This is a genomic window from Chelativorans sp. J32 (assembly GCF_000518985.1).
GTDB lineage: Bacteria > Pseudomonadota > Alphaproteobacteria > Rhizobiales > Rhizobiaceae > Chelativorans.
On the sequence record NZ_JAEQ01000006.1, the window covers coordinates 72,851 to 98,197 of the forward strand.

A 25,347-nucleotide genomic window follows, 5' to 3' on the forward strand; every position below is an offset into this window, starting at 1 on the left:
CCCAGGCGGCGACGAAGATCGATCTCATCGCTGCCGTCAGGAAGGGCGGCGAGATTATTCGCCGCGCCATTCCGGGCGTCGTCTTTCTCGCCAAGCCGATAGGCCTTCGCGCAGGTCGCGGCTTGGGACCATGCGCGCGAATTGCGATGCTTCAACCAGCAGGCCTTCGGCGATGGTCTGGTTCAGCCCGCGGGTCACCGCGCTCATGACCGCAGCGATTGCCATTGACGAGTGCCGCAGGATTTGGCCGGCCAGATCCGCGGCTGCTTCCTGCAGATCCGCGTCGGGTACGACCGCATTCACCAAACCCAGTTCCAGCGCCCGCGAGGCGGGGAAGGGGGCGCCGGTCAGCAAAAGCTCCATCGCGCGCTTGCGCCCAGCAAGGCGAGGCAGGCGCTGCGTTCCGCCGAAGGTTGGCGGCATGCCGAGGAGGATTTCGGGCTTGGCAAAGACCGCCGATTCCGCTGCGATGGACAAAGGTGCGGCCTCCGTGATCTCGCAGCCGCCACCATAGGCCAAGCCGTTGACCGCGACGATCAGCGGCTTGGGAAAAGCTTCGATCCGGGAGGTCAGGCGTTGCCCCCGGGCGACAAAGTTTTGCAGCGCTTCTTCGGCGCCCTTTGCTACACTGTCGGCAAATTCCGGGATGTCGCCGCCGGCAGAAAAAGCCCGACCCGCTCCGGTCAGGATCACGGCCCGTATGGTGCGATCAGTCTCGATCCGGTCCAGTGCCGCCAGAAGCTCATCTATCAAGGCATAGGAAAGCGCATTGAGCTTTTCCGGGCGGTTGAGTGTCAGGGTCGCCATATCCCCGCGCTGGTCGAACAGGATGAAATTCATCGCATTACCTCCTACGATTTCCCGTTCGAACCTGCGCGACTATGCCTCTTGAGTATACTCACTACCCGGTATACTTTTTCGTTATGGACAGGCCGCCCAGCACCCGCGAGCACATCGTCTCTGCCGCCGCCGATTTGTTTTACGGCGAAGGCATTCGCGCGGTCAGCATGGATGCGATCGCGGCTCGGGCAGGGGTGACGAAGCGCACGCTCTACTATCACTTCGCCAGCAAGGATGACCTGGTCGCCGCCTATCTGCAGGAACGGGATCAACCCAATCTCGCCCGCTTCCGCAGGTGGTTTCGCAACGCCGATGGCGATCTCGGTGACCGGCTTCAGGCCGTATTCCAGCAGCTTGCCAAGGCTGCATCAAACCGCAAATGGAACGGTTGTGGCTTTCTGCGGACATCGGCCGAGCTCGCCAACATGCCCGGTCATCCGGCGATGCAGGCAGCGAGAGCGCACAAGAAGCGCGTCGAAGCCTGGCTAGCCGAGGAATGCGCTGCCGCCGGATGCACAATGCCGAAGGATCTTGCACGGCAGCTGATGATCTTGCTCGACGGTGGTTTTGCAACCGTGCTGATGCACCGCGATCCGGCCTATCTGGAAGCGGCGGGTATGGCTGCAGCGGCATTGGTGCGGACTGCCGAAGCAAAGCGCATGAGCGCAGTGCGTTAGGCCATCCATACCGGGTCTGCGATGTCCAATGGCCCTATCGGGCGGCGGATCTTCATAAAATCTGTGCTCGCTGCCGGCAGGGGGCACATGCATGCGAAGCAATGGCTCACCCATCTTCGTGGACAAGTAGATCGCCGGCCTTCGTTCCTTACCGATTGCTGTTAAGCTGGGCAGGCGCAAAGCTTCCGGAGTCTCTAACTCCGGCCCTGTCCTGCAAAGCGCGCCTTCCCGTGAGCGGAAACGCCGGGCGGCATTTGGTCTCATCGGCCCAGCAGCACCCTTGTTGCAATGTGCAGTCCTAGATGATACTAATATAAGTATGATATGAAGATAGCATGACTTGGACGTTGGGACGGTGTCCAAGTGGGAGGCTGCTTGCCAGGCCTATGCCTGTGCATGCGACAGGGAGCAGATCGAGGATGTCCGCGATGGCGCCGCTTTGCCGGCACCAGGAGGATTAAGCGGCGCGTGGCTTTTTGCCCGTCCTGAGCCGCAGACGGATTGCTTAAGGCGAGAACCTAGGGAGGAGAGGTATTGGACCAGCTTCTGCAGCACTTCGCCAACACGATCATCATGGGCGGGACGTATGCCCTCTTGGGCATCGGCCTTACCCTGATCTTCGGCATCATGCGGATCGTCAACTTCACGCATGGGGAGCTGTACGCCTTCGGCGCGTATATGATGTACTTTTTCGCGACGATCATCGGCATGAACTTCTTTGTTGCGATCGCCTTCGCGATTGCTGCCGGAATGCTTCTTGGCATGCTTCTCGAGTTCTCGCTGCTGCGTCCCAAGCGGGGTGCTGACATCGATACGACCATGCTGATCATGATCGGCGCCTGGATCATCATGCAGAACCTGGAGCACCTGACCTGGGGCGGTATAGCCAAGTCGATACCCTCTCCGCTGCCTGAAACTCCGCTGGTAATCGGGCCGATATCGATCTCGTGGCTCCGCCTGATGGTGCTCGTCATCGCACTGTTGCTGATCGCGGCCACCTACAGCGTGATAAACCTCACCAAACTCGGGAAGGCGATGCGCGCCACCTTCCAGGACAGCAGCACCGCCGCGTTGATGGGCATCAATGTCAACGCCATTTACACGCTGACCTTCGGCTTCGGCTCGGCACTTGCTGCGGCGGCCGGCGCTTTGCTGGGCCCCGTTTTCGTCGTCACACCGACGATGGGGGATCTGGCGTCGCTGAAAGCATTCGCGATCGTGATCCTGGGCGGGTTGGGCAACATCACCGGTGCTGCCATCGGAGGCTTTATCCTGGCGCTCGCTGAAGAGATCGGTGCCGGCTACATCTCATCCGGGTACCGCGATGCGATGGGCTTCGTCATCATCATCATTGTTCTTCTGTTCAGGCCAACGGGCCTGTTTGCCCGCGCGGAGCGAGTCGGATGAACCGCTATTTCCCCCTTGTCGCACTGGTCTTTTTCGCTGCCGTGCCTCTCTGGCTGCAGGATCAATATTATCTGCATACCTTGGTGGTGGCAGGAATCTTCATGCTCGCGGCCATGAGCCTCAACCTGCTGCTCGGTTATACCGGCCAGCTCAGCCTCGGCCACGTCGCCTTTTTCGGCATCGGCGCCTATGTCAGCGCCCTGACTTCCCTCGGCTTCGACGTGACGGTGTTCGGGCGGCAAATCAGCGTCGAGCCATGGCCGCCCTTCTTGGGGCTGCTGCTTGGAATGGCGACAGCCGGGCTCTGCGGCTACCTTATCGGCAAGCTCGCGTTCCGTGTGCGCGGCGCCTATTTCGTCATCGTCACGATCAGCTTTGCCGAAGTGGTGCGTCTGGTCGCACTGAACTGGGTGGACCTTACCAACGGGCCTCTGGCGTTACCGGGCATACCACCGCTCACGCTCGGTTTCGAGTGGACCGGCTATGTCACGCTCTGGGGAAAGGCGGAGAACTACTATGTGGTCCTCGTCTTCATCGCCCTAGCCTATCTCCTGATGAAGCGGCTGGTGCAATCGCCCTACGGGCGGGCGATGATCGCCCTGCGCGAAAACGAAACGCTGGCGGTCTCGGTGGGCGTCAGTGTTACCAAATATCTCGTGCTGGCGGCCGTCGTATCGGGTGCAGTGGCCGGCCTCGCCGGAGGCCTCTACGCCCATTACATCCAGATCATCGATCCGATGATCTTCATGTTCCTCAATACTGTAACCATGGTGATCATCGTCATTACCGGCGGCAAAGGCACCTTGGCCGGCCCGGTGGTTGGGGGCCTGATCTTCGGTCTCGCTCCGGTATTCCTGCGCAACTATGTCGGCCCGGAGGTACAGTGGATCCTCTATGGCTGCCTGATGATCTTGATCGTCTTTATCCTGCCGCAGGGCATCGTCCCGGAGATCGAGCGCTGGTTCAACCGTGCCAAGCCGGATCGCAGAAATGATGCGGCTGGGCAGGAGGGCAGCTCCGTGCTCGCCCTGGCAAGATCGGGAAGGGCGAACCACTGATGAATGCGCAAGTACAAGTATCCGCGCCAATCCTCGCGGTTGAGCACGTCGCGGTCCATTTCGGCGGTCTGATCGCCATATCGGACATGTCTTTCGAAGTGCGGGAGGGAGAGCTTGTCAGTCTGATTGGTCCCAACGGTGCCGGAAAAACGACGGCTTTCAACGTGATTACCGGCTTCCAGAAACCAACCAAGGGGCGGGTCCTGTTTCGCGGCAATGCCCTTAGCGGGCTGAAGCCGCATGAAGTGGCTGGACTGGGTCTGGTACGCACGTTCCAGCGCACCAGCGTCTTCGATAAGATCTCGGTGTTCGAGAATGTCTTGATCGGATTGCACCGGCGGACGGCGCCGAGTTTGCTCGGGACGCTCCTCGGCCTGCCGCGCGAGCGGAAAGCGGAGGAGGAGCTGCGCGAACAGGCATGGGAGATCCTGCGCCTCGTCGGCATCGCGCATGAGGCCGACGAGCCGGGAGGCAGCCTACCCTATGGCGACCAGCGCCTGCTCGGCGTCGCCTTGGCCCTCGCTGCCGAACCGCAGGCACTGCTTCTCGACGAGCCGGTTTCCGGCATGAATGCCTCCGAGACGGCACGTTTCGTCGAACTGCTGAACCGGCTGCGCGCCAAGGGGATCACCATATTGCTCGTCGAGCATGACATGCCGATGGTGATGGGCATCTCGGACCGGATCGTGGTGCTCAATTACGGACGCATCATCGCGAACGGATCTCCCTCTATGATCCAGAACGATCCGGACGTGATCGCCGCCTATCTCGGGGGAGGGGTGAAGCATGCTTGAGATCAGAGGTCTTGTCTGCCGCTACGGCAAGGTGACGGCGTTGGATGGAATATCCCTGACGGTGCCGGAGAAGAAGCTCGTGGTCCTGGTCGGTGCCAATGGTGCCGGAAAGAGCACGACGCTCAGGGCCATATCCGGCCTCGTGCCGGCCGCCTCGGGCCAGGTGATCTTCAATGGTGAAGACATCACCGGGATGAGTGCAAGCTCCATCCTGGCTAAGGGGATTGCGCATTGTCCGGAAGGCCGTCGGGTCTTCGGCCAGATGACCGTGCTCGAGAATCTCGAGATCGGCGCTTATCTTCGGAAAGATACCAGGGAAATAGCCGCCGACAGGGATCGGGTGCTGAGCCTTTTCCCGCGGCTTGCCGAACGGCGCAGGCAGGTGGCGGGGACCCTTTCAGGCGGCGAGCAGCAGATGCTTGCCATCGGCCGTTCGATGATGTCGCGGCCGAAGCTGATCATGTTTGACGAGCCCTCGCTGGGGCTCGCGCCGAACATCGTCGAGCAGACCTTCTCCATCATCCAGGGCATCCGGGAAGCGGGCACCACCGTCATGATGGTGGAGCAGAACGCCTTCGCCGCCCTCGACATGTGCGACTATGCCTACCTGCTCGAGGCCGGCAGCATGGTGCTGGAAGGAGACGGGAAGGAGTTGATCAGCAATCCGCATGTGCGGGAGGCTTATCTCGGCGTGACGGCACACGCCTGAAACCTTGACCATCAACCAGCCTCTTGACCTCTCAAAAAATCTATCTTACTAAAGATAGTAACTATAGCGGAAGCCGGACGGAGATCGCGATGCGATCAATTCCTCAGGCCTCCGCCCCAAGGGAGAGAGGCGAATCGCATGGCTGAAAGCTCGAAGCCCGTTATCGGTATTCTTGGCGGAACCGGGGACCTGGGATCCGGCCTTGCGAAAGGCTGGTCCGCGGCGGGATATCCGGTGGTGATAGGCTCCCGCTCACGGGAGAAGGCCGAGGCCAAGGCAGCCGAGCTCGGGCGGGGCGTCCGCGGGGAGGACAATGCGGGAGCTGCCCGACGGGCCGACATCATCGTGCTCGCCGTGCCCTTCGGCAGCCACAACGCGACGATTGAGGAGATCAAGGCAGAGGCACAAGGCAAGATCGTGGTCGATGCCGCCGTTCCTCTGGTGCCTCCGAAGGTTTCCCTCGTGCAATTGCCGGAGCAGGGATCGGCAGCGCAGATAGCACAGCAGCTGCTGGGAGAGGGCGTCCGCGTCGTCTCTGCTTTCCACAATGTGGGGGCTTCCAAGCTGCACCAGGGCGGCAAGGCCGATTGCGACGTGCTCGTGTTCTCCGATGACAAGGAGGCGCGCGATCAGGTGATTGCGCTTGCCGACGTGGTCGCTACGCGCGGAGTGGGTGGGGGATCCCTTGCAAATTCCGCCGCTGCCGAAGCGATGACCTCAGTGCTGATCTGGATCAACCGCCAGTACAAGGTTCCCGGCGCCGGCGTGCGCATCACAGGCCTGGACGCAGCGGCCCGAGCCTGATCAATGCCGGCAAACCCGATCTCGCTACATCCTCTTTTCGGACTGCCGCTCTTCGAGCCCGGTGACGATCTCGCGGCGATCATCGGCCATGCTTTGCGTTCAAGCGGGCTTGGCATGCAGAACGGCGACGTGCTGGTTGTGGCACAGAAGATCGTCTCCAAAGTCGAAGGACGCTATGTGGACCTCGACAGTGTCCAGCCGTCGGAGCGGGCCCGCGAACTCGCGGAGCGCACGGGCAAGGATCCGCGCCATGTAGAGGTGGTGCTCTCTGAAACCGAAGAGGTGGTGAAGGTCGGCCCGCAGCTGATCATCGTGACCCATCGATTGGGCTTCGTGATGGCGAATGCGGGCGTGGACGAATCCAATATAGAACACGGTGAGGGCGCAGGCCGGGTCCTTCTCCTTCCGCGTGATCCGGACGGGTCCGCAGCGGCGCTAAAGTGTGAGCTCGACGCGATGTTCGGCGTGTCCTGTGGGGTGCTCATCAATGACAGCTTCGGGCGTCCGTGGCGCAACGGAGTGGTGGGGGTAGCGTTGGGAGCCGCGGGCGTCCCGGCGCTGGTCAACCGCATCGGAGAGCAGGACCTGTTCGGCCGCAAGCTGAAGGTCACCGAAGTCGCCACGGGGGATGAGATCGCCTCTGCCGCCTCGCTTCTCATGGGGCAGGGCGCGGAAGGCATTCCCGCGGTGCTGGTGCGGGGTTTGCGCATGGAAGCGCCGGCTGCGCCCGCCGCAAGCCTTCTGCGCGATCGATCGAGGGATATGTTCCGATGAGCGAGGCGCACGCACATTTTCATGAACGCCGCGTCGTTGCGCTCTGTGGCGGCGTCGGCGGGGCGAAGCTCGCATTCGGGCTGGCGCAGAAGCTTGGAGAAAATCTGACCGTCATCGTCAATACGGGCGACGATTTCGAACATCTTGGCCTCACCATCTGTCCCGATATCGATACCGTGCTCTACACGTTGAGCGGTCTCGCAAACCGTGTCCAGGGATGGGGACGGGCGGACGAGAGCTGGAATTTCATGGAGGCGCTGGCGCAGCTCGGTGGCGAGACCTGGTTTCAGCTGGGCGATCGCGACTTGGCCCTCCATGTCGAGCGTACGCGCGCTCTGAAGGCCGGTGTGCCGCTCACCGAATTCGTGGCCGAAACAGCGCAGCGCTTTGGCATCTCCAGCCGTATCCTCCCCATGTGCGACGATCCGGTCCGCACTGTTCTCGACACATCGGAGGGTATTCTCCCGTTCCAGCGCTATTTCGTGGAGCGCCGCTGTGCGCCGAAGGTGAAGAAGATTTCCTTCCAAGGTGCGGAAGCCGCGCGCCCATCGCAATCAGTCACGGACGCGCTGCAATCTGCAGATTTGGGGGCGATCGTGATCTGCCCGTCCAATCCTTATCTCAGCGTCGATCCGCTGCTGGCGGTGCCCGGGCTGCAGGCTCTGGTTCAGGCGGCCGCCGTGCCGGTCGTCGCGGTGTCACCCATCATCCAAGGAAAGGCGATCAAAGGGCCGACCACGAAGATCATGGATGAGCTCGGCGTGGAGGTCACCTCTGCCGCCATCGCCGCCCATTACGCAGACCTGATCGATGGGCTCGTCATCGATAGCGCGGATTCCGGCGAGGGGGAGAAGCTTCCGATCCCCGTTCATGCCGTACCGACACTGATGTCGAGCGATGAAGACCGGGTTCGGCTTGCAGGCGAAGTCTTGGATTTTGCCGCCATGCTTGCCTCCATCCCTGCACGGCAGAAGGCGGCTTCCTCATGAGAGACGTGGGGAAAGGACCGTGGGCGATCGTTCCAGCGAAGGGTTTTGCGCGAGCGAAGACGCGACTGGCACCACTGCTGCAGCCTCATGAGCGGGCAGAACTGGCCAGCGCCATGTTGCGCGACGTGCTGGGGGTGCTCGCCCATTCACCTGTACTGGGCGGCATTCTGCTCGTGAGTGGCGACGCGGACGTAGCCCGTATGGCTGCCGATTATGGTGTCGCAACACTCATGGAGCCGATGGAAGCCGGAACGAACGCTGCCGTGCAGCGGGGACTGGACCACCTGAAAATGGTGGGAGCGGAGCGGTGTGTCGTGGTTCAGGCGGATATCCCCTTCCTCGCAAGCCACGAGCTTGCCGCCGTGCTGGGGGCGTTGGGGCGCAACTCTCTGGCTCTCGTTCCTGCGTCTCGGGACGGCGGCACAAACATGCTCGCCTTGGCCCGCCCTGACCTGATCGCGCCGAATTTCGGGCATGACAGTTTCGCGCGGCATCTCCGCGCGGCCGCCGCACTTGGTATCACGGCTGAGGTGCTGCAGCTTACCGGCGCGTCTCACGACATCGACGTTCCCACAGACCTTTCCTTCGATCCGCAAAACGGAACCGGCAGGCATACCCAGGCGCTGCTTCAGCGCCTGCCGCATGCCCGTCCTCTTCATGGGGCAAACTGACATGAGCGCGGTCGCTATGCTGAACCATTTTCCCCTTTACCAGCGGCTCTCGCGCGAAGAGGCGCTCAGTCTCTCGGAGCTTTCCGATATCGCGCCGCTTCTTGCCGCTGCCTCGCGTCGGCGCGACGTGGTGCACGCTGACGCAATCTCCTATTCGCGGAAAGTATTCATTCCGCTGACGCAGCTATGCCGGGACGTTTGTCATTACTGCACATTCGCCCATCCGCCGCGCAAAGGCGAACGCGCGTTTCTCAGCCCTGAAGAGGTCTTGCGCATTGCCGAAGCGGGCCGGAAAGCGGGCTGCAAGGAAGCGCTCTTCACACTGGGCGACAAGCCGGAGCTGCGGTATCGCGCCGCCCGCGAGGAGCTTGCCGCTCTCGGGTATGAGACCACGATATCCTATCTGGTGGCAATGGCGGAACTCGTCTTTCGGGAGACCGGCTTGTTTCCGCATGCCAATCCCGGCCTGCTGGAGGACGCCGATCTTGCCGCCCTTCGTGGCGTCTCGCTTTCGCAGGGCATCATGCTCGAAAGCGTTTCGGAGCGTCTATGCGCGAAAGGCGGTGCCCATTACGGCTCGCCGGACAAGCAGCCTGCTGCGCGGCTCGATACGATCCGGCGCGCAGGCGAGCACGCGATACCTTTCACCTCGGGCATCCTCATCGGCATCGGCGAGACGCGTGAGGAGCGCATCGATTCGTTGCTGGCCCTGCGTGATCTGAACGATCGCTACGGGCACATCCAGGAAATCATCGTCCAGAATTTCCGGCCGAAGCCCGGCACGCGCATGGCTGGCTGGCAGGCGCCGCCGCTGGAAGATCATTTGTGGACAATCGCGGTTGCGCGGCTGATCTTCGAGCCCGAAATGAACATCCAGGCGCCGCCCAATTTGAGCCCGGGGGATCTGGAGGCGCTCGTTCAAGCGGGCATCAACGACTGGGGAGGCGTCTCACCGGTCACACCCGATCACGTGAACCCCGAGGCGCCGTGGCCGCATCTTGTCAGGCTTGCGGAAGCGACCGAACGCGCCGGCAAGCGGCTGACGGAGAGACTGGCGATCTACCCCTCCCATGCGCGCCACGCCTTGAAATGGGTCGATCCAAAACTGCGCACTGCCCTCTATGACCACATCGACGCGGACGGGTGGCCGCGCGAGGACAGCTGGTGTCCTGGACGTTCGGACGTTCCGCCGCCCCGGGACGTGGCTCTGATCGGCAGAAGAGCACATGCCAGCGGTCCAATCGAAAGAATTCTGAACAAGGCCCTGGATGCCGAGCCGCTCGCCGAAGCGGAGATCGTCCGCCTGTTTCGGGCGCGAGATGCGGAGTTTTCAGCCGTTTGTGCGGCCGCTGACGATCTGCGCCGACGGGTCAATGGCGACATCGTCAGTTATGTCGTGACCCGCAACATCAACTACACCAATATCTGCTACTTCAAATGTCAGTTCTGCGCCTTTTCCAAGGGGAAACTCAGCGAGAACCTCCGCGGGCGCCCCTATGACCTGGAGATGGCGGAGGTGGCGCAGCGGGTGAAGGATGCCTGGCAGCGTGGCGCCTCGGAAGTTTGCATGCAGGGCGGCATTCATCCCTCCTATACCGGCGACAAATATCTGCAGATTTGCCGGACCGTGAAGGAAGCCGTGCCGGAAATGCACATCCATGCCTTCTCTCCGCTGGAGGTTTGGCAGGGGGCAAAGACGCTCGGCGTATCCGTTCGCGATTTCCTTGCTCGGCTGAAGGACGCGGGGCTTGGCACGCTGCCTGGAACGGCTGCCGAAATACTGGATGACGAGGTACGCGAACTGCTCTGTGCGGATAAGATCCGCACGGACGAATGGCTGGAGGTGATGCGTACCGCGCACCAACTGGGCTTCCGCTCGACCGCCACCATCATGTTCGGACATATCGATCGTTACGAGCATTGGGCGCGGCATCTGGTCCGAATCCGTGACCTGCAGGCGGAAACCGGCGGCTTCACGGAATTCGTCCCTTTGCCCTTCGTGCACATGGAAGCGCCGATTTACCTCAAGGGCAGGTCGCGGCCGGGACCGACGTTCCGCGAGACGATCCTGATGCATGCGGTCGCGCGGCTGGTCCTCAACCCGCATATAACCAATATCCAGGCGTCTTGGGTGAAGCTCGGACCCGATGGCGTGGCCCACTGCCTTGATGCGGGCGTCAACGATCTTGGCGGCACGCTGATGGATGAGAGCATTTCACGCGCCGCAGGAGCCAGTCACGGCCAGGAGATGGTTCCGCAGCGGATGGAAGCACTGATTCTTGCGGCGGGAAGGCTACCTCGCCAGCGGACCACCCTTTATGGCAACCCGCCTGCCGCTCTGCGCGAGCGTTCCTTTGCGGCCGCCATCGAACACGCTTCGGCAACTCCGCTCCGCAGGCAGCTTTGATTTTCTTGGAAACCGTCATCGAGGTTGCATTATCTTACTAACATTAGTACGATAGTGTGAAACTGCTGGAGGACGAGGCCAGCAGGCTGGAGATGCTGATGTCCGCTGGTGAAATGATCCTTGCGCCGGAAATTTTTGATCGGAGAGTCCGCCAATCGGCAATGGAGCGCGCCCGGAAAAGGGGAATCCGGCTGCCCACTTTCACGCAGCTTGCCGGTGACGCACCCATGCCAGCGGGAACGGAGGCGCGACTGAGAAGCGTCGATCCGGATGCACCCGAGGCACCGAATCTCTTCCGGGTTCACTGGTTCAACGCGGCGGATCGTCGAGAGCGCGTGGAGGTTCCCGCTCATCTCGTGCTGCCAAAGGCCCTCACCGGAGTTGATGCGCCGATCCTGGTCCTGCTCGGTTCGTATTTCCCTATGATCGGCGCGCACAAGGTGCTGCCCGCGTACGCGGGGCTGGTCACTCGGCTCGTGTCAGGCAGCTTCGATCCGGAGCGGCATCGCGCCATATGGCCGTCAACCGGCAACTATTGCCGTGGCGGCGTGGCGATATCTCGCATACTGGGCTGCGATAGCGTGGCTGTGCTGCCAGAGGGCATGAGCCGCGAACGCTATGACTGGCTTGAGCGCTGGGTCTCGCATCCTTCTCATATCGTGCGCACCTACGGTACCGAGAGCAATGTCAAGGAAATCTACGACAAGTGTAACGAGTTGGCGGCAAACGAGGAGAATGTCATCCTCAACCAGTTCTCCGCCTTCTCAAACTATATGGCGCATTTCGCCTGCACGGGTTCGGCCTGCGAAAGGGTGTTCGAGAGTTATCGCCGCAGCAATCACTCCGCGCGGGCAGTCGCTTTCGTTTCCGCTACAGGATCAGCGGGCACGATCGCGGCGGGTGACAGGCTGAAATCGATCTACGGCACCAAGATCGCCGCTGTCGAGGCGCTCGAATGTCCGACCATGTTGGAGAACGGATACGGCGAGCACAATATCCAGGGCATCGGCGACAAGCACATCCCTCTCATCCACAATGTGATGAACATGGATGCCGTTATCGCCGTCTCGGACAGCTTCCCGGATCGATTGAACCTCCTGTTCAATTCGGCGGCCGGTAAGGATTATCTCGCCAGCCGCAGTGATCTTGACCCGGACTTGCTGGCAGCCTTCTCCGAAATCGGCATTTCCGGCCTCGCCAATATCGTTGCCTCGATCAAGCTCGCGCGACGCATGAATTACGGTCCGGACGATGTGATCGTGACTGTCGCGACCGACAGCGCTCGCCTTTATGGCACCGAAATGGAAGCGGCTGCTGCCAAATTCTTCCCGGAGCGCTTCGGTGTGGCGGACGCGGAGCGGGTGTTCGCATCCTGCCTGGCCGGCATTTCCGATGATCATGTGCTGGAGCTCGACCAGCGCGAGCGGCGGCGCATCTTCAATCTCGGCTACTACACCTGGGTGGAGCAGCAGGGGGTGGCGATCGAGGATTTCGATCGTCGCTCGAACCAGTCCTTCTGGCGGGAAGTCGCGGCGTCCGTGCCTGTCTGGGACGAATTGATCACCGACTTCAATGCTGAAGCCGGCTTGAACTGATGCGTGGCGGCGGGCCGCCGAAGAGAGGAGAACAGCGTGCTTGAGGGGCAATTGGAGCCGTACGGCAGGCTCAGGGACAATCTGGCCAACAGGGATCGCAGCCTTCGGGAGAAGGTGATGTCGCTTGAGGAGGCGGCTTCTCTGGTGCAGGACGGTATGAAGGTCGGCATCGGCGGCTCGACTATGTCGCGTACGCCCATGGCGATGATCTGGGAGTTGATCCGCCAGCGCAAGCAGCGGCTTTCCTGCTCACGCTGCATCGTTTCCACCGACGGTGACCTGCTCATCGGCTCCGGCGTTTCAGACCACATCGTCACGAGCTGGTTCGCTCAAGGGATCCTCTGGGGCCTCTCCAAGGTCATGCGGCACCATATCGAGAAGGGCGGCAAGCGCTATGACGAATGGAGCCATATGGCAATCGGCATGCGGTTCCGCGCCGGCGCCATGGGCCTGCCGTTTCTCCCGATACGCTCGATGCTTGGTTCGGACGTGCTGCGTCTTCGGCCGGAGGCTAAGGCGATCGACTGTCCCTTCACTGGAGAAAAGCTGCTCCTGGTCCCGGCGCTCAACCCGGACGTGGCGCTCATCCATGTGCAGCGCTGCGACGCCTATGGCAATGCCCAGATCGATGGCCTCCAATTCATGGATATCGATCTGGCGATGGCTGCCAACAGCGTCATCCTGACCACCGAGCGGATCGTCTCCAACGACCAGATCCGCCGTGCTCCGGACCAGACGAAGATCCCCTTCTTCTGCGTCGATGCCGTTGTGGAGGTGCCATATGGCTCGGCTCCGCACGAATGCTACGGCCTCTACGAGCCGATGATGAAGCACATGAACGCCTATGTGGCACAGGTGAACGGCGATCCGGTCGAAGGCATGCAAGCCTATCTGGAAAAGTATGTCTACGAGCCGAAATCATGGAACGACTATCTGGCGCTGATCGGCTTGGAGGAGGTTCTGGAGGCCGCTCGTTCTGGGAGGAGCATCTACAATGACTGAGGCTCGTTACACTGCGGCCGAAATCCTGACCGTCCTGGCGGCACGGCACCTCTCCGATGGTCAGGTGGTGTTCGCCGGCATCGGAATTCCGCTGCTTGCGGCAACGCTCGCCCAGCGCCTGGGCGCGTCGGGTCTTACCATCCTGTTCGAGGGCGGTGTGGTGGGCGCTTTTGTCGAACCGGGCAAGCTGCCCCCTTCCACCAATGATCAGCGTTGCACCAAGCGCGCCAACATGGTGCTGGGCAGCGCCGACGTGCTGCTGCTCCTGCAGCGCGGCTATGTGGATATCGGCTTCATGGGCGGTGCACAGATCGACCAATACGGCAATCTGAATTCGTCCTTCATTGGCGATCCAGGGGACCCACGTACGAGGCTGCCGGGCACTGGCGGCGGCAACGACATTTCGAGCCTCACGAACATGATTGTCGCCATGAAGCATGAAAAGCGGCGCTTCGTGGAGCAGGTGGATTTCATCACCAGCCCCGGATTCATCCGGGGCGGCCGCACCCGCGCAGAAAGCGGGCTGCCGATGGGCGGAATGTTCCGCGTCGTTACCGAGCTTGCCGTCTTCGGCTTTGACGAGGCGAGCCGGCGCATGAAGGTGCTTGCGCTCAATCCCGGAGTTACCCGCGAACAAGTGCAGGACAACACCGGCTTCACGCTCGTCTTTGACGAGAAGACTGCCATCACCAAACCGCCGACGGAGCAGGAATTGAGCATGCTTAGGATGCTCGATCCCGAGCGTCTGTTCATCGGCTGATTTATCTGGAGGAGTATTGATGACCATTCTTTCCAATACGTTCGGCATCGCCGCACGTAATTTCATGGCTTACCCGGAAATGCCCGATGCGGGCGCGCTGGTCGATTACGGTGTGCGCGTCGAGGAATTGGGCTACGATTCCGTCTGGGTCTGGGATCACATGCTGCTCGGCGTCGATCCGAATTTCCCGATCATCGATTCACTGACGGTGCTCACGGGTATTGCCGCGCGCACGAAGCGCATCAAGATGGGTACGGGCATTCTGGTGCTGCCGCTTCGCAATCCCGTGGCGCTCGCCAAGCAACTCGCCAGCATGGACCAGCTCTCCCAGGGGCGCCTTGTGATGGGCATGGCGGCCGGCTGGTATAAACGCGAGTTCGACGCCGTCGGCATCCCCTTCGACAAGCGGGGCAAGCTGATGGACGAGAATCTCGAGATCATGACCCGCTTGTGGACCGAGCACCTGGTCGACGGGGAATATATGAACCACAAGCTCTCTGCCGCGGTCATGTATCCGAAGCCGTACCAGCAGCCCCGCATGCCAATCCTTCTGGGGGGCTATGTGGATGTGGTGCTGAAGCGCGCGGCGGTGAAGGGCGACGGCTGGCTCACCTATTTCTACAAGCCCGAGGACTTCAAGCGCTCCTGGGACAAGATGCGGGGTTTCGCGGCGGAGGCCGGCAAGGATCCCGACACGCTGCTGAATGCTTCCCAGCTCCCCATCTGCGTCGGCAAGTCTAAGGCCGCCGTGCATGACGACATGATGGACTGGCTCAACAAGGAGTGGGACTTCCCATCCCACAGCGATTGCTCGCGCGAGAGCGCCATCATGGGCACGGTAGACGAGTGCGTGGAGCAGCTGCGCGAGCACATCAAGGTCGGTGTGCAGAAGATCATTTTCGTTCCGTACAAGTACCAGATGGACCAGGTCGAGATCATCGCCAAGGAGATCATCCCACGCCTGCGGCAGGGATGAACCGATCACTCAGCGAACAATCTATCCGGAGTTTTGAATGTCCGACGCGAACCGTCAGAAGATTCTCGACAAGGTCGACGCTTCAAGGGAAGAAGCGATAGCGCTGTTGCGTGACATGGTGAAAATCCCGAGCGTTACCGGCGACGAGGCGGCGATCCAGAAGTTCATGGCCGACTATATGCGCGGCATCGGGCTCGAGGTCGATATCTGGGAAACCGACTGGGAGGAGCTGAAAAAGCATCCTGGTTACCGCCCCGTCGATCGCGGATATGAGGGCCGCCCGAACATCGTCGCTACGCTGAAAGGCACCGGCGGGGGGCGCTCCCTGCTGCTCAACGGGCACACAGACGTCATACCGGTCGGCAATGGGGAAGGCTGGAGCGACGATCCGTGGTCGGCCAAGATTGAAAACGGCCGTATTTACGGCCGGGGCTCGTGCGACATGAAGAGCGGTGTGGCGAGCCACGTCTTGGCGGTGAAGTTCCTGAAGGAGCTCGGCCTCACCCCAAAGGGTGACGTGATGATCAACGTCGTCATCGATGAGGAGGTCTCCGGCCATGGCACGCTCGACACCGTTGCGCGAGGCTACAGAGCCGATGCCGGCATCTCCGGCGAAACGAGCGATCTCGCGGTGCAGCCGGCCTGCATCGGGCGCATCTGGTTCGAGATCGAGATCCAGGGCAAGCCCGCGGGAATCCAGCAGCGCTACCTCGGCGTCAGTGCCATTGAGCTCGGCTATAAGATCGTCAAGGCGGTGCAGGAACTGGAGGATCATCGCGTGGCGACCGTGCGCCACCCGCTCTACCCAAGCGCGATAGACTCGCTTCCCTGCATCATCGGCAGCTTTCAAGCGGGCAACTATCCCAGTGCCTTCCCCGCCTCGGCGCTTCTGAAGGGTTCTATCGGCACGGTGCCGGGTGAGGACCATGAGGGTGTAAAGCAAAGTCTCGTAAAGAAGATTGCCGAAGTCGCCGCACGGGACGAGTGGATGAAAGATCATCCGCCGATCGTCCGGTTCGTGGGCTATGATGCGGAAGCCTCGGAGATCCCGCGCGGTCACCCCATCGTGGAGACCGTGTCGCGGGCCTATACGGAAATCACTGGCAAGCAGCCCGTGATCAGCGGCCGCCAGGGCGCGGCGGATACGCGGTTCCTCAACAGCTATGGCGATACGCCCACCGTCATTTTCGGCCCCGGCTCAACCGCCGTGATGCACGCCAATGACGAATATGTCTCGATCGAAGATTATCTCACGGCCATCAAGGTGATGGCGCTCAGCATCTATGATTGGTGCAACGGGGAAGCCCAGACCAAATCCTGATCGATTCGCGAGCGAACAAAGAGGAGGGGCGCACCTTTGAGGCGCCCCTTCTTCTTTGGCGGACTTTGTATAACATACTATCTTACTATAAATAGATTGACTTGGACTCTGATCGGAGTCACATTGAATGCGTCGGAGGGGTTCTCCTCCGGGCAATCAAGGAGAAGGGGGCCATGCAGATCGCGGTTTTGAGCGATGAGGACACGCGGGTGGCGGTCACGCCGGAGACGGTTCGCAAATATGGGGCGCTTGGCGGCAAGATCCGCGTGCAGGGCGGCGCCGGGATCGGGGCCGGCATCCTCGACCAGGACTTCGAAACGGCCGGGGCAGACATCGTCCAAGACGCTGCCACTGCGGTCGGGGAAGCCGACATCGTGCTTGCAGTTCGCCGGCCGGAGGAAGCGGTAATCCGCGCCTGCAAGCCGGGCGCGGCCGTATTTGCTACCATGGATCCGTTTCGCGCCAATGGGGCGCTTGAGGTGATGGCTGAGGCCGGCGTGAATGCCTTCGCGATGGAATTCATGCCCCGCATCACCCGCGCCCAGTCGATGGACGTTTTGTCGAGCCAGGCGAGCCTGGCCGGCTACCGCGCCGTTATCGATGCGGCTGGTGAGTTTTCCCGGCTGCTGCCGATGATGATGACCGCCGCCGGGACCGTTCCAGCCGCGCAGGTTTTCGTCATGGGAGCCGGCGTTGCCGGGCTGCAGGCGATCGCGACGGCGCGCCGCCTTGGGGCCTCCGTCTCGGCCACCGATGTGCGGCCGGCGACGAAGGAGCAGGTGGCCTCTCTCGGTGCCAAATTCATCGCAATCGAGGACGAGGAGTTTCGGGCGGCCGAAACGGCCGGCGGCTACGCCAAGGAGATGTCGCAAGCTTATCTGGCGAAGCAAGCCGAACTGATCGCAAGCCATATCGCCAAACAGGACATCGTCATCACCACCGCTCTCATTCCGGGGCGGCAAGCACCTCGCCTTGTCACCCGTCAGATGATCGAAACGATGCGGCCCGGCTCGGTGCTGGTTGACCTGGCCGCCGAGCAAGGCGGCAATGTCGAAGGCTCGAAGGCTGGCGAAATCGTCACCGACGCACGCGGCATCAAGATTATCGGCAATTCCAGCATTGCGCGGATCAGCACCACGGCTTCGAGCCTCTATGCGCGCAACCTTTACAGCTTCGTTTCGATGCTGATCGACCGCGACAAGCCTGCCCTTGCCATCAACTGGGAGGACGAGCTGGTGAAAAGCACCATTCTGACGCGTGACGGGAAGATCGTCCATCCGGCCTTCGCCGGTACGCGGCCCAACTGACAGGTAGGATCGCGCCGCTCGTATTGATGCCGAGTGGCGCAACTCGTGGAGAAAATTACATGACGTCCACCGCCGTGATTCAGCTTTTTGTCTTTCTGCTTGCCGGGTTCGTCGGCTTTCAGACCATAACGCGCATCCCGCCGCTTCTGCACACGCCGTTGATGGCTGCCACCAATGCCATTTCCGGTATCTCTCTGGTTGCTTCGCTCGTGCTGGCAGGCACCAACCAGGGTCTGCTCAGCACCGTGCTCGGTACGATCGCCGTTGGTTGCGCCACGGCGAATGTGGTGGGCGGCTTCCTCATCACGGACCGCATGCTGGCTATGTTCAAGCCGCAGAGGCTTGAGGCCAAGGAGTCCCTCAACTCATGATCACCACCGGTATCCAACTCGCCTATCTTTCCGCCGCAGCGCTCTTCGTGATGGCGCTGCGCTCGCTCGGCCAGCCGACGACGGCCCGCCGCGGCATGCAGATGGCTGCCTTCGGCATGCTCGTTGCCGTCTGCGCGACGCTTGTCGACCAACGTATCCTTAGCTACGAGTGGCTGACCGTTGGGCTCATTGCCGGCGGCCTCATCGGATATCCGCTGGGGATGTGGGTCCCGATGACGGCGATGCCCCAGCGCATTGCATTCAGTCATGCGTTCGGCGCACTCGCGGCAACTCTGGTCGGCGTCGGCGAGTATCTGCACGGTTTCGACGAGGAAACTCTGACGCACGGTAAGACCATCGCGCTGGGCTTTGAGGTGTTTCTCGGTGCGCTGACGGTGACGGGGAGCCTGATGGCGTTCGGCAAGCTGCAGGAACTGCTGCCGGGAGCGCCGATTACGTTCCGCGGACAAAATCTCTTCAACCTGTCGCTCTTCGCAGTAGGCTTGGCCTGCCTCGTATGGCTTATCGTCTCGCCTTACAGCGTTCCACTTTTTGTGGCGATCCTGGCGATCGGCCTGGTCATCGGTATCCTGATGGTGATGCCGATCGGTGGGGCCGACATGCCGGTCGTCGTGTCGCTGCTCAACTCCTATGCGGGTCTTGCTGCCGTGGCGACGGGCTTCGCGCTCGACAACAACATCCTGATCGTCGTCGGCGCGCTCGATGGGGCCAGCGGTTTCATCCTGTCGATGGCCATGAGCAAGGCAATGAACCGCTCCTTCACCAATGTGCTCTTTGGCGCCTTCGGGACGGAGGCCGGCATGTCGGAGGCCTCCCAGGGAGCGGTTGGCGAGATGGTGGCGATCGAGCCGGAGGATGCCGCCCTGCGGCTCGCATTCGCCAGGCGCGTCATCATCGTTCCCGGTTATGGGCTCGCGGTTGCACAAGCACAGCACCAGGTGCGGGAGCTTGCGGACCTTCTGGAAAAGCGCGACGTGGATGTGCGCTTCGCTATCCATCCCGTCGCGGGCCGGATGCCAGGCCATATGAATGTGCTCCTTGCGGAGGCCGGGATTTCTTACGACAAGCTGTTCGACATGGAAGACATCAACGAGCGCTTTTCCGATGCGGATGTCGCTCTTGTCATCGGCGCCAACGACGTGGTCAATCCTGCCGCGCGCACAAACCGGAGTTCACCGATTTATGGCATGCCGATCCTCAATGTTCAGGACGCCAAGAGCATCATTGTCTTGAAGCGCGGGCGCGGCAAAGGCTTCTCAGGAGTGGAGAACGACCTCTTCGTCTCGCCAAAGACAAACATGCTGTTCGGCGACGCCAAACAATCGCTGGCACAGCTTGCCAACGAGGTTAAGCAGGCATGAGGAGGAAAGGCGGCAGAAGGACTTTGCCGCCTCACCGTGAGGAGAGTTGAGCCGCATCTTGCTATCTTACTAAATATAGTCTGAGATGTGATCTCACCGTATCAGGGTTGCGGCTGATTCAGGAGAGGGAGGAATTGCACCATGGCTGCACAGGTTAGCAGCGGGCAGGGCGTGGGGGCTTCGCTTCAGCGCAAGGAAGACGACAGGCTGTTGCGCGGCAGAGGCCAGTTCGTGGCCGACATCCGGCTCGCCGGCATGAAAGATGTCGCTTTCGTGCGCTCGCCGATTGCCCATGGCCGGGTACGGGGGGTGCATGTTCCAGAAGAGCTGCGCGACAGGGTCGTCGTGGCTGCCGATCTCGAGGGCGTGAAACCGATCCAGGCCGTTTCGGGCCTTCAAGGCTTCAAACCGTCGGATCAGCCGATCCTGGCTTATGAGAAGGTGCGGCAGGTAGGCGAACTGATCGCCATGTGCATAGCCGACACGCGCGCGCACGCGGAGGATCTAGCCGCACTTGTGGAGCTGGATCTCGAGGAACTCCCGGCAGTGCACGATATGCTCGCCGCGCGTCAGCCGGGGGCACCGCTGCTCCATGAGCAGTGGGGGGACAATATTTTTCTTGAGACCTTTGTCGACGTCAATATGGAGGCGGCGCTCGATGCGCCGATCAAGGTGACGCGGGAGATTTCGACCGCGCGACAAAGCATGGCGCCAATGGAGGGGCGAGGCACGGTTGCCTATTGGGACAACCGCATGGGCCAGCTCGTCCTTTACACCGGCTGCCAGATGCCGCACATCGTGCGGACCGGCCTCGCCGAGTGCCTCGGGCTCGATCACCACCAGGTTCGCATCATATCGCCGGATGTGGGCGGCGGCTTCGGCTACAAGGGCATCCTTCTGCCGGAGGATGTCTGCCTCGGCTGGTTCGCGATGCGTTGCGGCCATCCGGTCCGTTGGATCGAGGATCGGCGCGAACATCTGACCGCCGGCGCCAATTGCCGCGAGCACCACTATCGTATCACCGGCTATGCCGATCGAGATGGAAGGCTTCTTGGAATCGATTGCGAAGCCACGGTGGATTCTGGAGCCTATTCCTCCTATCCGTTCTCTGCTTGCCTTGAGGCGGCGCAGGTCGCAAGCATCCTGCCCGGTCCGTACGATTTCCCGTCCTATCGCTGCCGCACCTGGTCGGTCGCCACCAACAAATGTCCCATCCTGCCTTATCGCGGGGTGGCACGCACCGGCGTTTGCTACGCGATGGAGCTGGTCATCGATGCGATTGCCCGCGAAGTTGGCATGGAGCCGCACGAGGTGCGGCTGAAGAATCTCGTGCGCCCGGAGCAAATGCCCTTCGACAACATCACTCGAAAGCATTTTGACAGCGGTGATTATCCGGAAGCACTGCGCCGTGCCATCGCCGCGATCGACGTGCCAGCGATACGCGCACGCCAGGCGCGTCCCGAGCCGGATGGCAGGCTGATCGGTGTGGGTCATGCGATCTACTGCGAGCAGGGCGCACACGGCACCTCCGTCTATGCCGGTTGGGGCATCCCTATGGTGCCGGGGCACGAACAGGCGACGGCGCGCATGACGCCCGACGGGGGTTTGGAATTGCGTGTCGGTGTGCACTCGCACGGCCAGAGCATGGAGACGACGCTGCCGCAGATCGCGCACGAAATTCTTGGCATCGATGTCGCCAAGATCAAGCTGGTGCACGGAGACACGGAATACACACCCTATTCTACGGGAAGCTGGGGATCGCGCTGCGCCGTGATGGCAGGCGGCGCTGTGGCGACCGCCTCGCGCGAGATAGCCAAGCTCGCCGAGGGCATCGGCGCACATCTTCTGCAGGCAAAGATAGATCAGGTGGAACTGGTCGGCGGCGCCGTGGTAGGGCCATCCGGCAGTGTCACGCTCGAAGAGATCGCGCGGACCTGGTACCGTCGCCCCCAAAACCTGCCGGACGGCGTCGATCCGCGCGGCCTGGAAGTGACGATCGGCCACAAGCCGGTCCGCGACAGCGGCACATTCAGCTATGCGGCGCACGCCGCTGTTGTGGCCGTCGATCCGGAACTCGGAGACATCGAAATCCTCGACTATGTCATCGTCGAAGATGGCGGCAAGCTCATCAACCCGATGGTGGTCGACGGGCAGATCTTCGGCGGGCTGGCGCAGGGCATCGGTACCGCGCTTTATGAGGAGATGAATTTCGACGCCTCCGGCCAGCCGCTTGCCTCTACCTTTGCCGATTATCTTCTGCCGGGCCCGACGGAGATACCCGCGCCTCGGCTGGAGCATATGGAGACTCTGGCCCCCTACACGGAATTCGGCGTCAAGGGGATAGGAGAGGGCGGAGCGATCGCGCCTCCTGCGGTCATCGGCAACGCGGTCAACGATGCGCTGAAGCGTTACGGCGTCGAGCTTTTGCACACGCCGATGACGCCACGTCGGGTTCTGGAAGCGATCCGTAATGCCCCTGTCCGCGAGGATCGCGGGCCCGAGGCGATGGAGAACATGCGCGGAGAATTCGCATGAAGCCCGTCAACTTCGACTATGTGCGGCCGAGGGACGTCGAAGGCGCGCTCCGGTTCATCGCCAATGACGAGCGTGCGGTGAAGATCATGGCAGGCGGCCAATCGCTAGGGCCGATGCTCAATATGCGACTGGTGCAGCCGGACCTCATTGTCGACATCACCGGCATCGAAGAACTCCGCCAAGTGGAAGAGAAGAACGACACGGTTGTGTTCGGCGCGTGCATCACGCATGCTGACATCGAGGATGGCAGGGCCCCGGACGTTACACGGGGCGCGTTGCGCACTGTGGCGCGCGGCATCGCCTATCGGGCTGTGCGCAACCGCGGCACGATCGGCGGCAGCATCACCCACGCTGATCCTTCGGCCGACTGGATATCCATCCTGGCAGCGCTTGGAGCGACGGTGACGCTGCGCGGGCCGGAAGGCAGCCGCAGCATTCCCATCGAGAATTATATCATGGGAGCGCTCGAGGCCGATCTTCGGCCGGGCGAGATGCTTGTTTCCGTCACGGTCCCGCGGCTCAGCGCGGCGGCCCGCTGGGGCTATTACAAGAGCTGCCGCAAAACGGGTGAATTTGCGCATGCCATCGGCGCTTTCCTTATCGATCCCGAGCGGGATGTGTGTCGTGCGGTTTTCGGTGCCACTGAGAGCCGGCCGATCGTCGTAGCCGATGCGCGCAGGCTGCTTGGCGACAGCTCTGCCCCGAGCGCAGGATTCGATAGCCGGCTCGCCGACGAACTGGTGGAGGCCGGCGGCATGGCCGACCCGATCGACCGACAAATCCACGTGGCCGCGTTGCGGCGCGCCGTCGAGCAGGCAGGTGCGGCATGAATACGATCAACCTCACCATCAATGGCCGGGCGACCAGCGCCCCCTGCGAACCCCGCACGCATCTTGCGGACTTCATTCGTGAGACCCACGATCTGACAGGAACGCATATCGGCTGTGAACACGGCGTGTGCGGTGCGTGCACGGTGCTCATTGACGGGGTGCCGGCGCGGTCTTGCATTACCTTTGCCGCCGCCTGTGAGGGAGCCTCGGTGACCACTGTGGAAGGGCTGGATGAGGACGAGATCACGGCCGAACTGCGCGTCGCCTTTTCGCGCGAACACGCATTGCAGTGCGGCTACTGCACGCCCGGCATGCTTGTCTCCGCGCGGGACGTTGTGCTGCGCATGGAGGCACCAACAGAGCAAGACATCCGCGTCGCGATGAGCGGCAATTTGTGCCGCTGCACGGGATATGTGGGCATCGTCAAAGCTGTCCAGGCAGTGGTTGCCGATCGACGGGCGCGCGGCATCCAGCCGATACCCGATGGAGGCCGGACCCGGCTTGGTCCCGCCGGTTCGGGCAATGCGGCGGAACGGGGAGCCGCACCGGCCCCAGCCACCACGATGAACGGGGCGATCTCCGCTTCAGCAGCGCGCCCGGCCTCGGTTGCCCAGGCGGAAAATTGGAAGCCCCAGACAACCTTCGAGCAGAGCTTTACGGTCGCCCATCCTGTGGATGTGGTTTGGGGCTTCTTCGGTCGGGTAGAAGAGGTTGCCGCCTGCCTCCCTGGTGCCTCTCTCAACGGCCCAGCCCGGGATGGGCATGTGGAGGGGCAGATCAAGGTCAAGGTGGGGCCGATCTCTGCCGAGTTCCATGGAGCGGCCGATATCACCCGGGACGAGGCCACCCGCACCGGTGTCATTGACGGGGTTGGTAAAGACAGGCGCAGCAATTCGACCACACGGGGGCAAATCCGCTATGCCGTCCGGCAGGCAGAGACACCGGGTGAGACCCGCGTCGACCTGACCGTCGGCTTCACCCTGTCGGGCATGCTCGCGCAGTTCAGCCGGTCAGGCCTCGTGCAGGACGTCGCCAACAGGTTGATTGCCGTATTCGTCCAAAATCTGGAAGCACGCCTGGCGCACCAGATGCGAGGCGACGCGGGGCCACCGCCTGCGGCGGGAGAGTTCGATGCGGGTTCGTTCCTGTCCTCGGTTTTCCTGGGCCAACTGAAGCGCTTGGTGGGGCGGTTCTTCCGGCGCAATTAACGCAAACGTCCAGCGGCCCTTTCGATGAGCTCCGTGCCTTCTTTCGAAGCGCAGCCCATCCTTGTTGCGGCGGGTTGCGGGACGAGGCCGATTCCGTCAATTCATGCGATTCTGCCAAACCCAGTGTGCTATGGCGCTTTCATCCTATTTGTCGTACATAAAGATCATGAAAAAACTTGCTTCTCTTTACGATCGCAGCCGTGTCCCGCTCTACATCCAAGTCGCATCAGTGATGCGGCAGCGGATCGAGAGCGGCCATTGGGCCGAAGGTGACAAGATCTCGACCCTCGAAGAGCTTGAGGCTGAGTTCGCCGTCGCGCGCGTGACCATCCGCCAAGCCATTGAACTGCTCCGCAACGAGGGCCTGCTCGATGCACAGCAGGGCCGGGGCACCTTCGTTTCCGGAAGGCCGCGTCACAACCGCTGGTTAAATCTCGCCAACGACTTCGACACCATGCTCGCGCTGGTGAAGGACAATGTGATCGAGCGTGTTCATATCGAAGAGAATGTCGCGCCGCCCGATCTCGATGAGCGGGAAGGAAAGCCAGCCGAGAAATACACGTTTCTTCGCAGCGTCCAGTATAACAACGGCGAGCCATTCTCGGTCGTGAACCTTTACCTGGCCCAGAACCTCTTTGCTCGCGATCGGAAACGCTTCTCCCATTCCGCGGCGTTGCCGAGCATCGTGGAGATGCAGGATGTCCGCATCCTTCATGCATACCAGACGCTGACGATCGGCGTTGCCGACCCGGAGACGGCCAATCTGCTGAAGATCGGTCTTGGCGAGCCCACCGCTGATTGCCGCCTGGTCCTGATAGACGATGCGAACACGGCTATCTACGTAGCGAACATCCACTATCTCAAGGATTGCTTCGCGTTACGGGTCGATCTCTTGAACAAGGGCAAGGTGGAAGCGTAGGCGCGCCGCGG

At 61.7% G+C, this 25,347-nt stretch carries 23 protein-coding genes; 22 read left to right on the forward strand and 1 reads right to left on the reverse strand.

Annotation, left to right across the window (positions count from 1 at the left end):
• Positions 1-54: 54 nt before the first annotated feature.
• A complete protein-coding gene (locus CHEJ32_RS0110590) occupies positions 55-840 on the reverse strand; it encodes a crotonase/enoyl-CoA hydratase family protein (protein WP_034658196.1) in 786 nt (261 codons plus the stop codon).
• A gap of 83 nt (positions 841-923) precedes the next feature.
• Between CHEJ32_RS0110590 and CHEJ32_RS0110595 the strand changes: the two genes are divergently transcribed.
• The 22 genes from CHEJ32_RS0110595 to CHEJ32_RS0110700 all read left to right on the forward strand — a co-directional run bounded on the left by CHEJ32_RS0110595 (position 924) and on the right by CHEJ32_RS0110700 (position 25,336).
• Complete coding sequence (locus CHEJ32_RS0110595) at positions 924-1,517, forward strand: TetR/AcrR family transcriptional regulator (RefSeq protein WP_028033863.1); 594 nt, start codon at positions 924-926, stop codon at positions 1,515-1,517.
• 534 nt (positions 1,518-2,051) lie between these two features.
• A complete protein-coding gene (locus CHEJ32_RS0110600) occupies positions 2,052-2,924 on the forward strand; it encodes a branched-chain amino acid ABC transporter permease (protein ID WP_028033864.1) in 873 nt (290 codons plus the stop codon).
• Entirely contained in the window at positions 2,921-3,982 is a 1,062-nt protein-coding gene (locus CHEJ32_RS0110605; protein WP_028033865.1) for a branched-chain amino acid ABC transporter permease, read from the forward strand. Before CHEJ32_RS0110600 ends, CHEJ32_RS0110605 begins: the two co-directional genes overlap by 4 nt.
• On the forward strand, positions 3,982-4,776 hold the full coding sequence (locus CHEJ32_RS0110610) for an ABC transporter ATP-binding protein (protein WP_028033866.1): 795 nt from the start codon (positions 3,982-3,984) through the stop codon (positions 4,774-4,776). Before CHEJ32_RS0110605 ends, CHEJ32_RS0110610 begins: the two co-directional genes overlap by 1 nt.
• Positions 4,769-5,485, forward strand: coding sequence for an ABC transporter ATP-binding protein (locus CHEJ32_RS0110615; protein WP_028033867.1), 717 nt, complete (start codon positions 4,769-4,771; stop codon positions 5,483-5,485). The genes CHEJ32_RS0110610 and CHEJ32_RS0110615 overlap by 8 nt, the downstream gene beginning before the upstream one ends.
• A 138-nt stretch (positions 5,486-5,623) precedes the next feature.
• Positions 5,624-6,289, forward strand: a complete 666-nt coding sequence (gene npdG / locus CHEJ32_RS0110620) for an NADPH-dependent F420 reductase (RefSeq protein WP_028033868.1) — start codon at positions 5,624-5,626, stop codon at positions 6,287-6,289.
• 3 nt (positions 6,290-6,292) lie between these two features.
• Entirely contained in the window at positions 6,293-7,063 is a 771-nt protein-coding gene (gene cofE / locus CHEJ32_RS0110625; RefSeq protein ID WP_028033869.1) for a coenzyme F420-0:L-glutamate ligase, read from the forward strand.
• Positions 7,060-8,052 carry a 2-phospho-L-lactate transferase gene (gene cofD / locus CHEJ32_RS0110630; RefSeq protein ID WP_028033870.1) on the forward strand — a complete coding sequence of 331 codons (993 nt, stop codon included), beginning with the start codon at positions 7,060-7,062 and terminating at the stop codon, positions 8,050-8,052. The genes cofE and cofD overlap by 4 nt, the downstream gene beginning before the upstream one ends.
• Positions 8,049-8,723, forward strand: coding sequence for a 2-phospho-L-lactate guanylyltransferase (gene cofC / locus CHEJ32_RS0110635; RefSeq protein WP_028033871.1), 675 nt, complete (start codon positions 8,049-8,051; stop codon positions 8,721-8,723). Before cofD ends, cofC begins: the two co-directional genes overlap by 4 nt.
• Position 8,724: 1 nt before the next feature.
• Positions 8,725-11,130, forward strand: coding sequence for a 5-amino-6-(D-ribitylamino)uracil--L-tyrosine 4-hydroxyphenyl transferase CofH (gene cofH, locus CHEJ32_RS0110640; protein WP_028033872.1), 2,406 nt, complete (start codon positions 8,725-8,727; stop codon positions 11,128-11,130).
• Between the two features lie 98 nt (positions 11,131-11,228).
• Positions 11,229-12,725, forward strand: coding sequence for a pyridoxal-phosphate dependent enzyme (locus CHEJ32_RS0110645; protein WP_028033873.1), 1,497 nt, complete (start codon positions 11,229-11,231; stop codon positions 12,723-12,725).
• 36 nt (positions 12,726-12,761) lie between these two features.
• A complete protein-coding gene (locus CHEJ32_RS0110650; RefSeq protein WP_028033874.1) occupies positions 12,762-13,727 on the forward strand; it encodes a CoA transferase subunit A in 966 nt (321 codons plus the stop codon).
• On the forward strand, positions 13,720-14,487 hold the full coding sequence (locus CHEJ32_RS0110655; RefSeq protein WP_028033875.1) for a 3-oxoadipate--succinyl-CoA transferase: 768 nt from the start codon (positions 13,720-13,722) through the stop codon (positions 14,485-14,487). The genes CHEJ32_RS0110650 and CHEJ32_RS0110655 overlap by 8 nt, the downstream gene beginning before the upstream one ends.
• 19 nt (positions 14,488-14,506) lie before the next feature.
• Positions 14,507-15,463, forward strand: coding sequence for an LLM class flavin-dependent oxidoreductase (locus CHEJ32_RS0110660; protein ID WP_028033876.1), 957 nt, complete (start codon positions 14,507-14,509; stop codon positions 15,461-15,463).
• A 37-nt stretch (positions 15,464-15,500) separates the two neighbouring features.
• The gene (locus tag CHEJ32_RS0110665; protein WP_028033877.1) at positions 15,501-16,784 is read left to right on the forward strand and encodes an ArgE/DapE family deacylase; all 1,284 of its coding nucleotides are present in this window, start codon (positions 15,501-15,503) and stop codon (positions 16,782-16,784) included.
• A gap of 173 nt (positions 16,785-16,957) precedes the next feature.
• Entirely contained in the window at positions 16,958-18,091 is a 1,134-nt protein-coding gene (locus tag CHEJ32_RS0110670) for an NAD(P) transhydrogenase subunit alpha (protein ID WP_028033878.1), read from the forward strand.
• A 59-nt stretch (positions 18,092-18,150) separates the two neighbouring features.
• Positions 18,151-18,462: an NAD(P) transhydrogenase subunit alpha gene (locus CHEJ32_RS0110675; protein WP_028033879.1), complete on the forward strand. Its 312-nt coding sequence runs from the start codon at positions 18,151-18,153 to the stop codon at positions 18,460-18,462.
• The gene (locus CHEJ32_RS0110680; RefSeq protein WP_028033880.1) at positions 18,459-19,844 is read left to right on the forward strand and encodes an NAD(P)(+) transhydrogenase (Re/Si-specific) subunit beta; all 1,386 of its coding nucleotides are present in this window, start codon (positions 18,459-18,461) and stop codon (positions 19,842-19,844) included. Before CHEJ32_RS0110675 ends, CHEJ32_RS0110680 begins: the two co-directional genes overlap by 4 nt.
• A gap of 141 nt (positions 19,845-19,985) precedes the next feature.
• Positions 19,986-22,379: a xanthine dehydrogenase family protein molybdopterin-binding subunit gene (locus CHEJ32_RS24395; RefSeq protein WP_051469589.1), complete on the forward strand. Its 2,394-nt coding sequence runs from the start codon at positions 19,986-19,988 to the stop codon at positions 22,377-22,379.
• Positions 22,376-23,209: a xanthine dehydrogenase family protein subunit M gene (locus tag CHEJ32_RS0110690; RefSeq protein ID WP_028033881.1), complete on the forward strand. Its 834-nt coding sequence runs from the start codon at positions 22,376-22,378 to the stop codon at positions 23,207-23,209. The genes CHEJ32_RS24395 and CHEJ32_RS0110690 overlap by 4 nt, the downstream gene beginning before the upstream one ends.
• Positions 23,206-24,417: a 2Fe-2S iron-sulfur cluster-binding protein gene (locus CHEJ32_RS0110695; protein WP_028033882.1), complete on the forward strand. Its 1,212-nt coding sequence runs from the start codon at positions 23,206-23,208 to the stop codon at positions 24,415-24,417. Before CHEJ32_RS0110690 ends, CHEJ32_RS0110695 begins: the two co-directional genes overlap by 4 nt.
• 166 nt (positions 24,418-24,583) lie before the next feature.
• Entirely contained in the window at positions 24,584-25,336 is a 753-nt protein-coding gene (locus CHEJ32_RS0110700) for a GntR family transcriptional regulator (RefSeq protein ID WP_028033883.1), read from the forward strand.
• Positions 25,337-25,347: the final 11 nt, after the last annotated feature.

Excerpts from the sequence above, each read along its gene's own strand:
- cofH (WP_028033872.1), top strand. The coding sequence starts at position 8,725 with ATGAGCGCGGTCGCTATGCTGAACCATTTTCCCCTTTACCAGCGGCTC.
- CHEJ32_RS0110675 (WP_028033879.1), top strand. The coding sequence starts at position 18,151 with ATGACGTCCACCGCCGTGATTCAGCTTTTTGTCTTTCTGCTTGCCGGG.
- CHEJ32_RS0110665 (WP_028033877.1), top strand. The coding sequence starts at position 15,501 with ATGTCCGACGCGAACCGTCAGAAGATTCTCGACAAGGTCGACGCTTCA.
- cofC (WP_028033871.1), top strand. The coding sequence starts at position 8,049 with ATGAGAGACGTGGGGAAAGGACCGTGGGCGATCGTTCCAGCGAAGGGT.
- CHEJ32_RS0110700 (WP_028033883.1), top strand. The coding sequence starts at position 24,584 with ATGAAAAAACTTGCTTCTCTTTACGATCGCAGCCGTGTCCCGCTCTAC.
- CHEJ32_RS0110660 (WP_028033876.1), top strand. The coding sequence starts at position 14,507 with ATGACCATTCTTTCCAATACGTTCGGCATCGCCGCACGTAATTTCATG.
- CHEJ32_RS0110680 (WP_028033880.1), top strand. The coding sequence starts at position 18,459 with ATGATCACCACCGGTATCCAACTCGCCTATCTTTCCGCCGCAGCGCTC.
- CHEJ32_RS0110605 (WP_028033865.1), top strand. The coding sequence starts at position 2,921 with ATGAACCGCTATTTCCCCCTTGTCGCACTGGTCTTTTTCGCTGCCGTG.
- CHEJ32_RS24395 (WP_051469589.1), top strand. The coding sequence starts at position 19,986 with ATGGCTGCACAGGTTAGCAGCGGGCAGGGCGTGGGGGCTTCGCTTCAG.
- npdG (WP_028033868.1), top strand. The coding sequence starts at position 5,624 with ATGGCTGAAAGCTCGAAGCCCGTTATCGGTATTCTTGGCGGAACCGGG.
- CHEJ32_RS0110595 (WP_028033863.1), top strand. The coding sequence starts at position 924 with ATGGACAGGCCGCCCAGCACCCGCGAGCACATCGTCTCTGCCGCCGCC.
- CHEJ32_RS0110645 (WP_028033873.1), top strand. The coding sequence starts at position 11,229 with ATGTCCGCTGGTGAAATGATCCTTGCGCCGGAAATTTTTGATCGGAGA.
- CHEJ32_RS0110590 (WP_034658196.1), bottom strand. The coding sequence starts at position 840 with ATGAATTTCATCCTGTTCGACCAGCGCGGGGATATGGCGACCCTGACA.
- CHEJ32_RS0110655 (WP_028033875.1), top strand. The coding sequence starts at position 13,720 with ATGACTGAGGCTCGTTACACTGCGGCCGAAATCCTGACCGTCCTGGCG.
- CHEJ32_RS0110670 (WP_028033878.1), top strand. The coding sequence starts at position 16,958 with ATGCAGATCGCGGTTTTGAGCGATGAGGACACGCGGGTGGCGGTCACG.
- cofE (WP_028033869.1), top strand. The coding sequence starts at position 6,293 with ATGCCGGCAAACCCGATCTCGCTACATCCTCTTTTCGGACTGCCGCTC.
- CHEJ32_RS0110695 (WP_028033882.1), top strand. The coding sequence starts at position 23,206 with ATGAATACGATCAACCTCACCATCAATGGCCGGGCGACCAGCGCCCCC.
- CHEJ32_RS0110690 (WP_028033881.1), top strand. The coding sequence starts at position 22,376 with ATGAAGCCCGTCAACTTCGACTATGTGCGGCCGAGGGACGTCGAAGGC.
- CHEJ32_RS0110610 (WP_028033866.1), top strand. The coding sequence starts at position 3,982 with ATGAATGCGCAAGTACAAGTATCCGCGCCAATCCTCGCGGTTGAGCAC.
- CHEJ32_RS0110615 (WP_028033867.1), top strand. The coding sequence starts at position 4,769 with ATGCTTGAGATCAGAGGTCTTGTCTGCCGCTACGGCAAGGTGACGGCG.
- cofD (WP_028033870.1), top strand. The coding sequence starts at position 7,060 with ATGAGCGAGGCGCACGCACATTTTCATGAACGCCGCGTCGTTGCGCTC.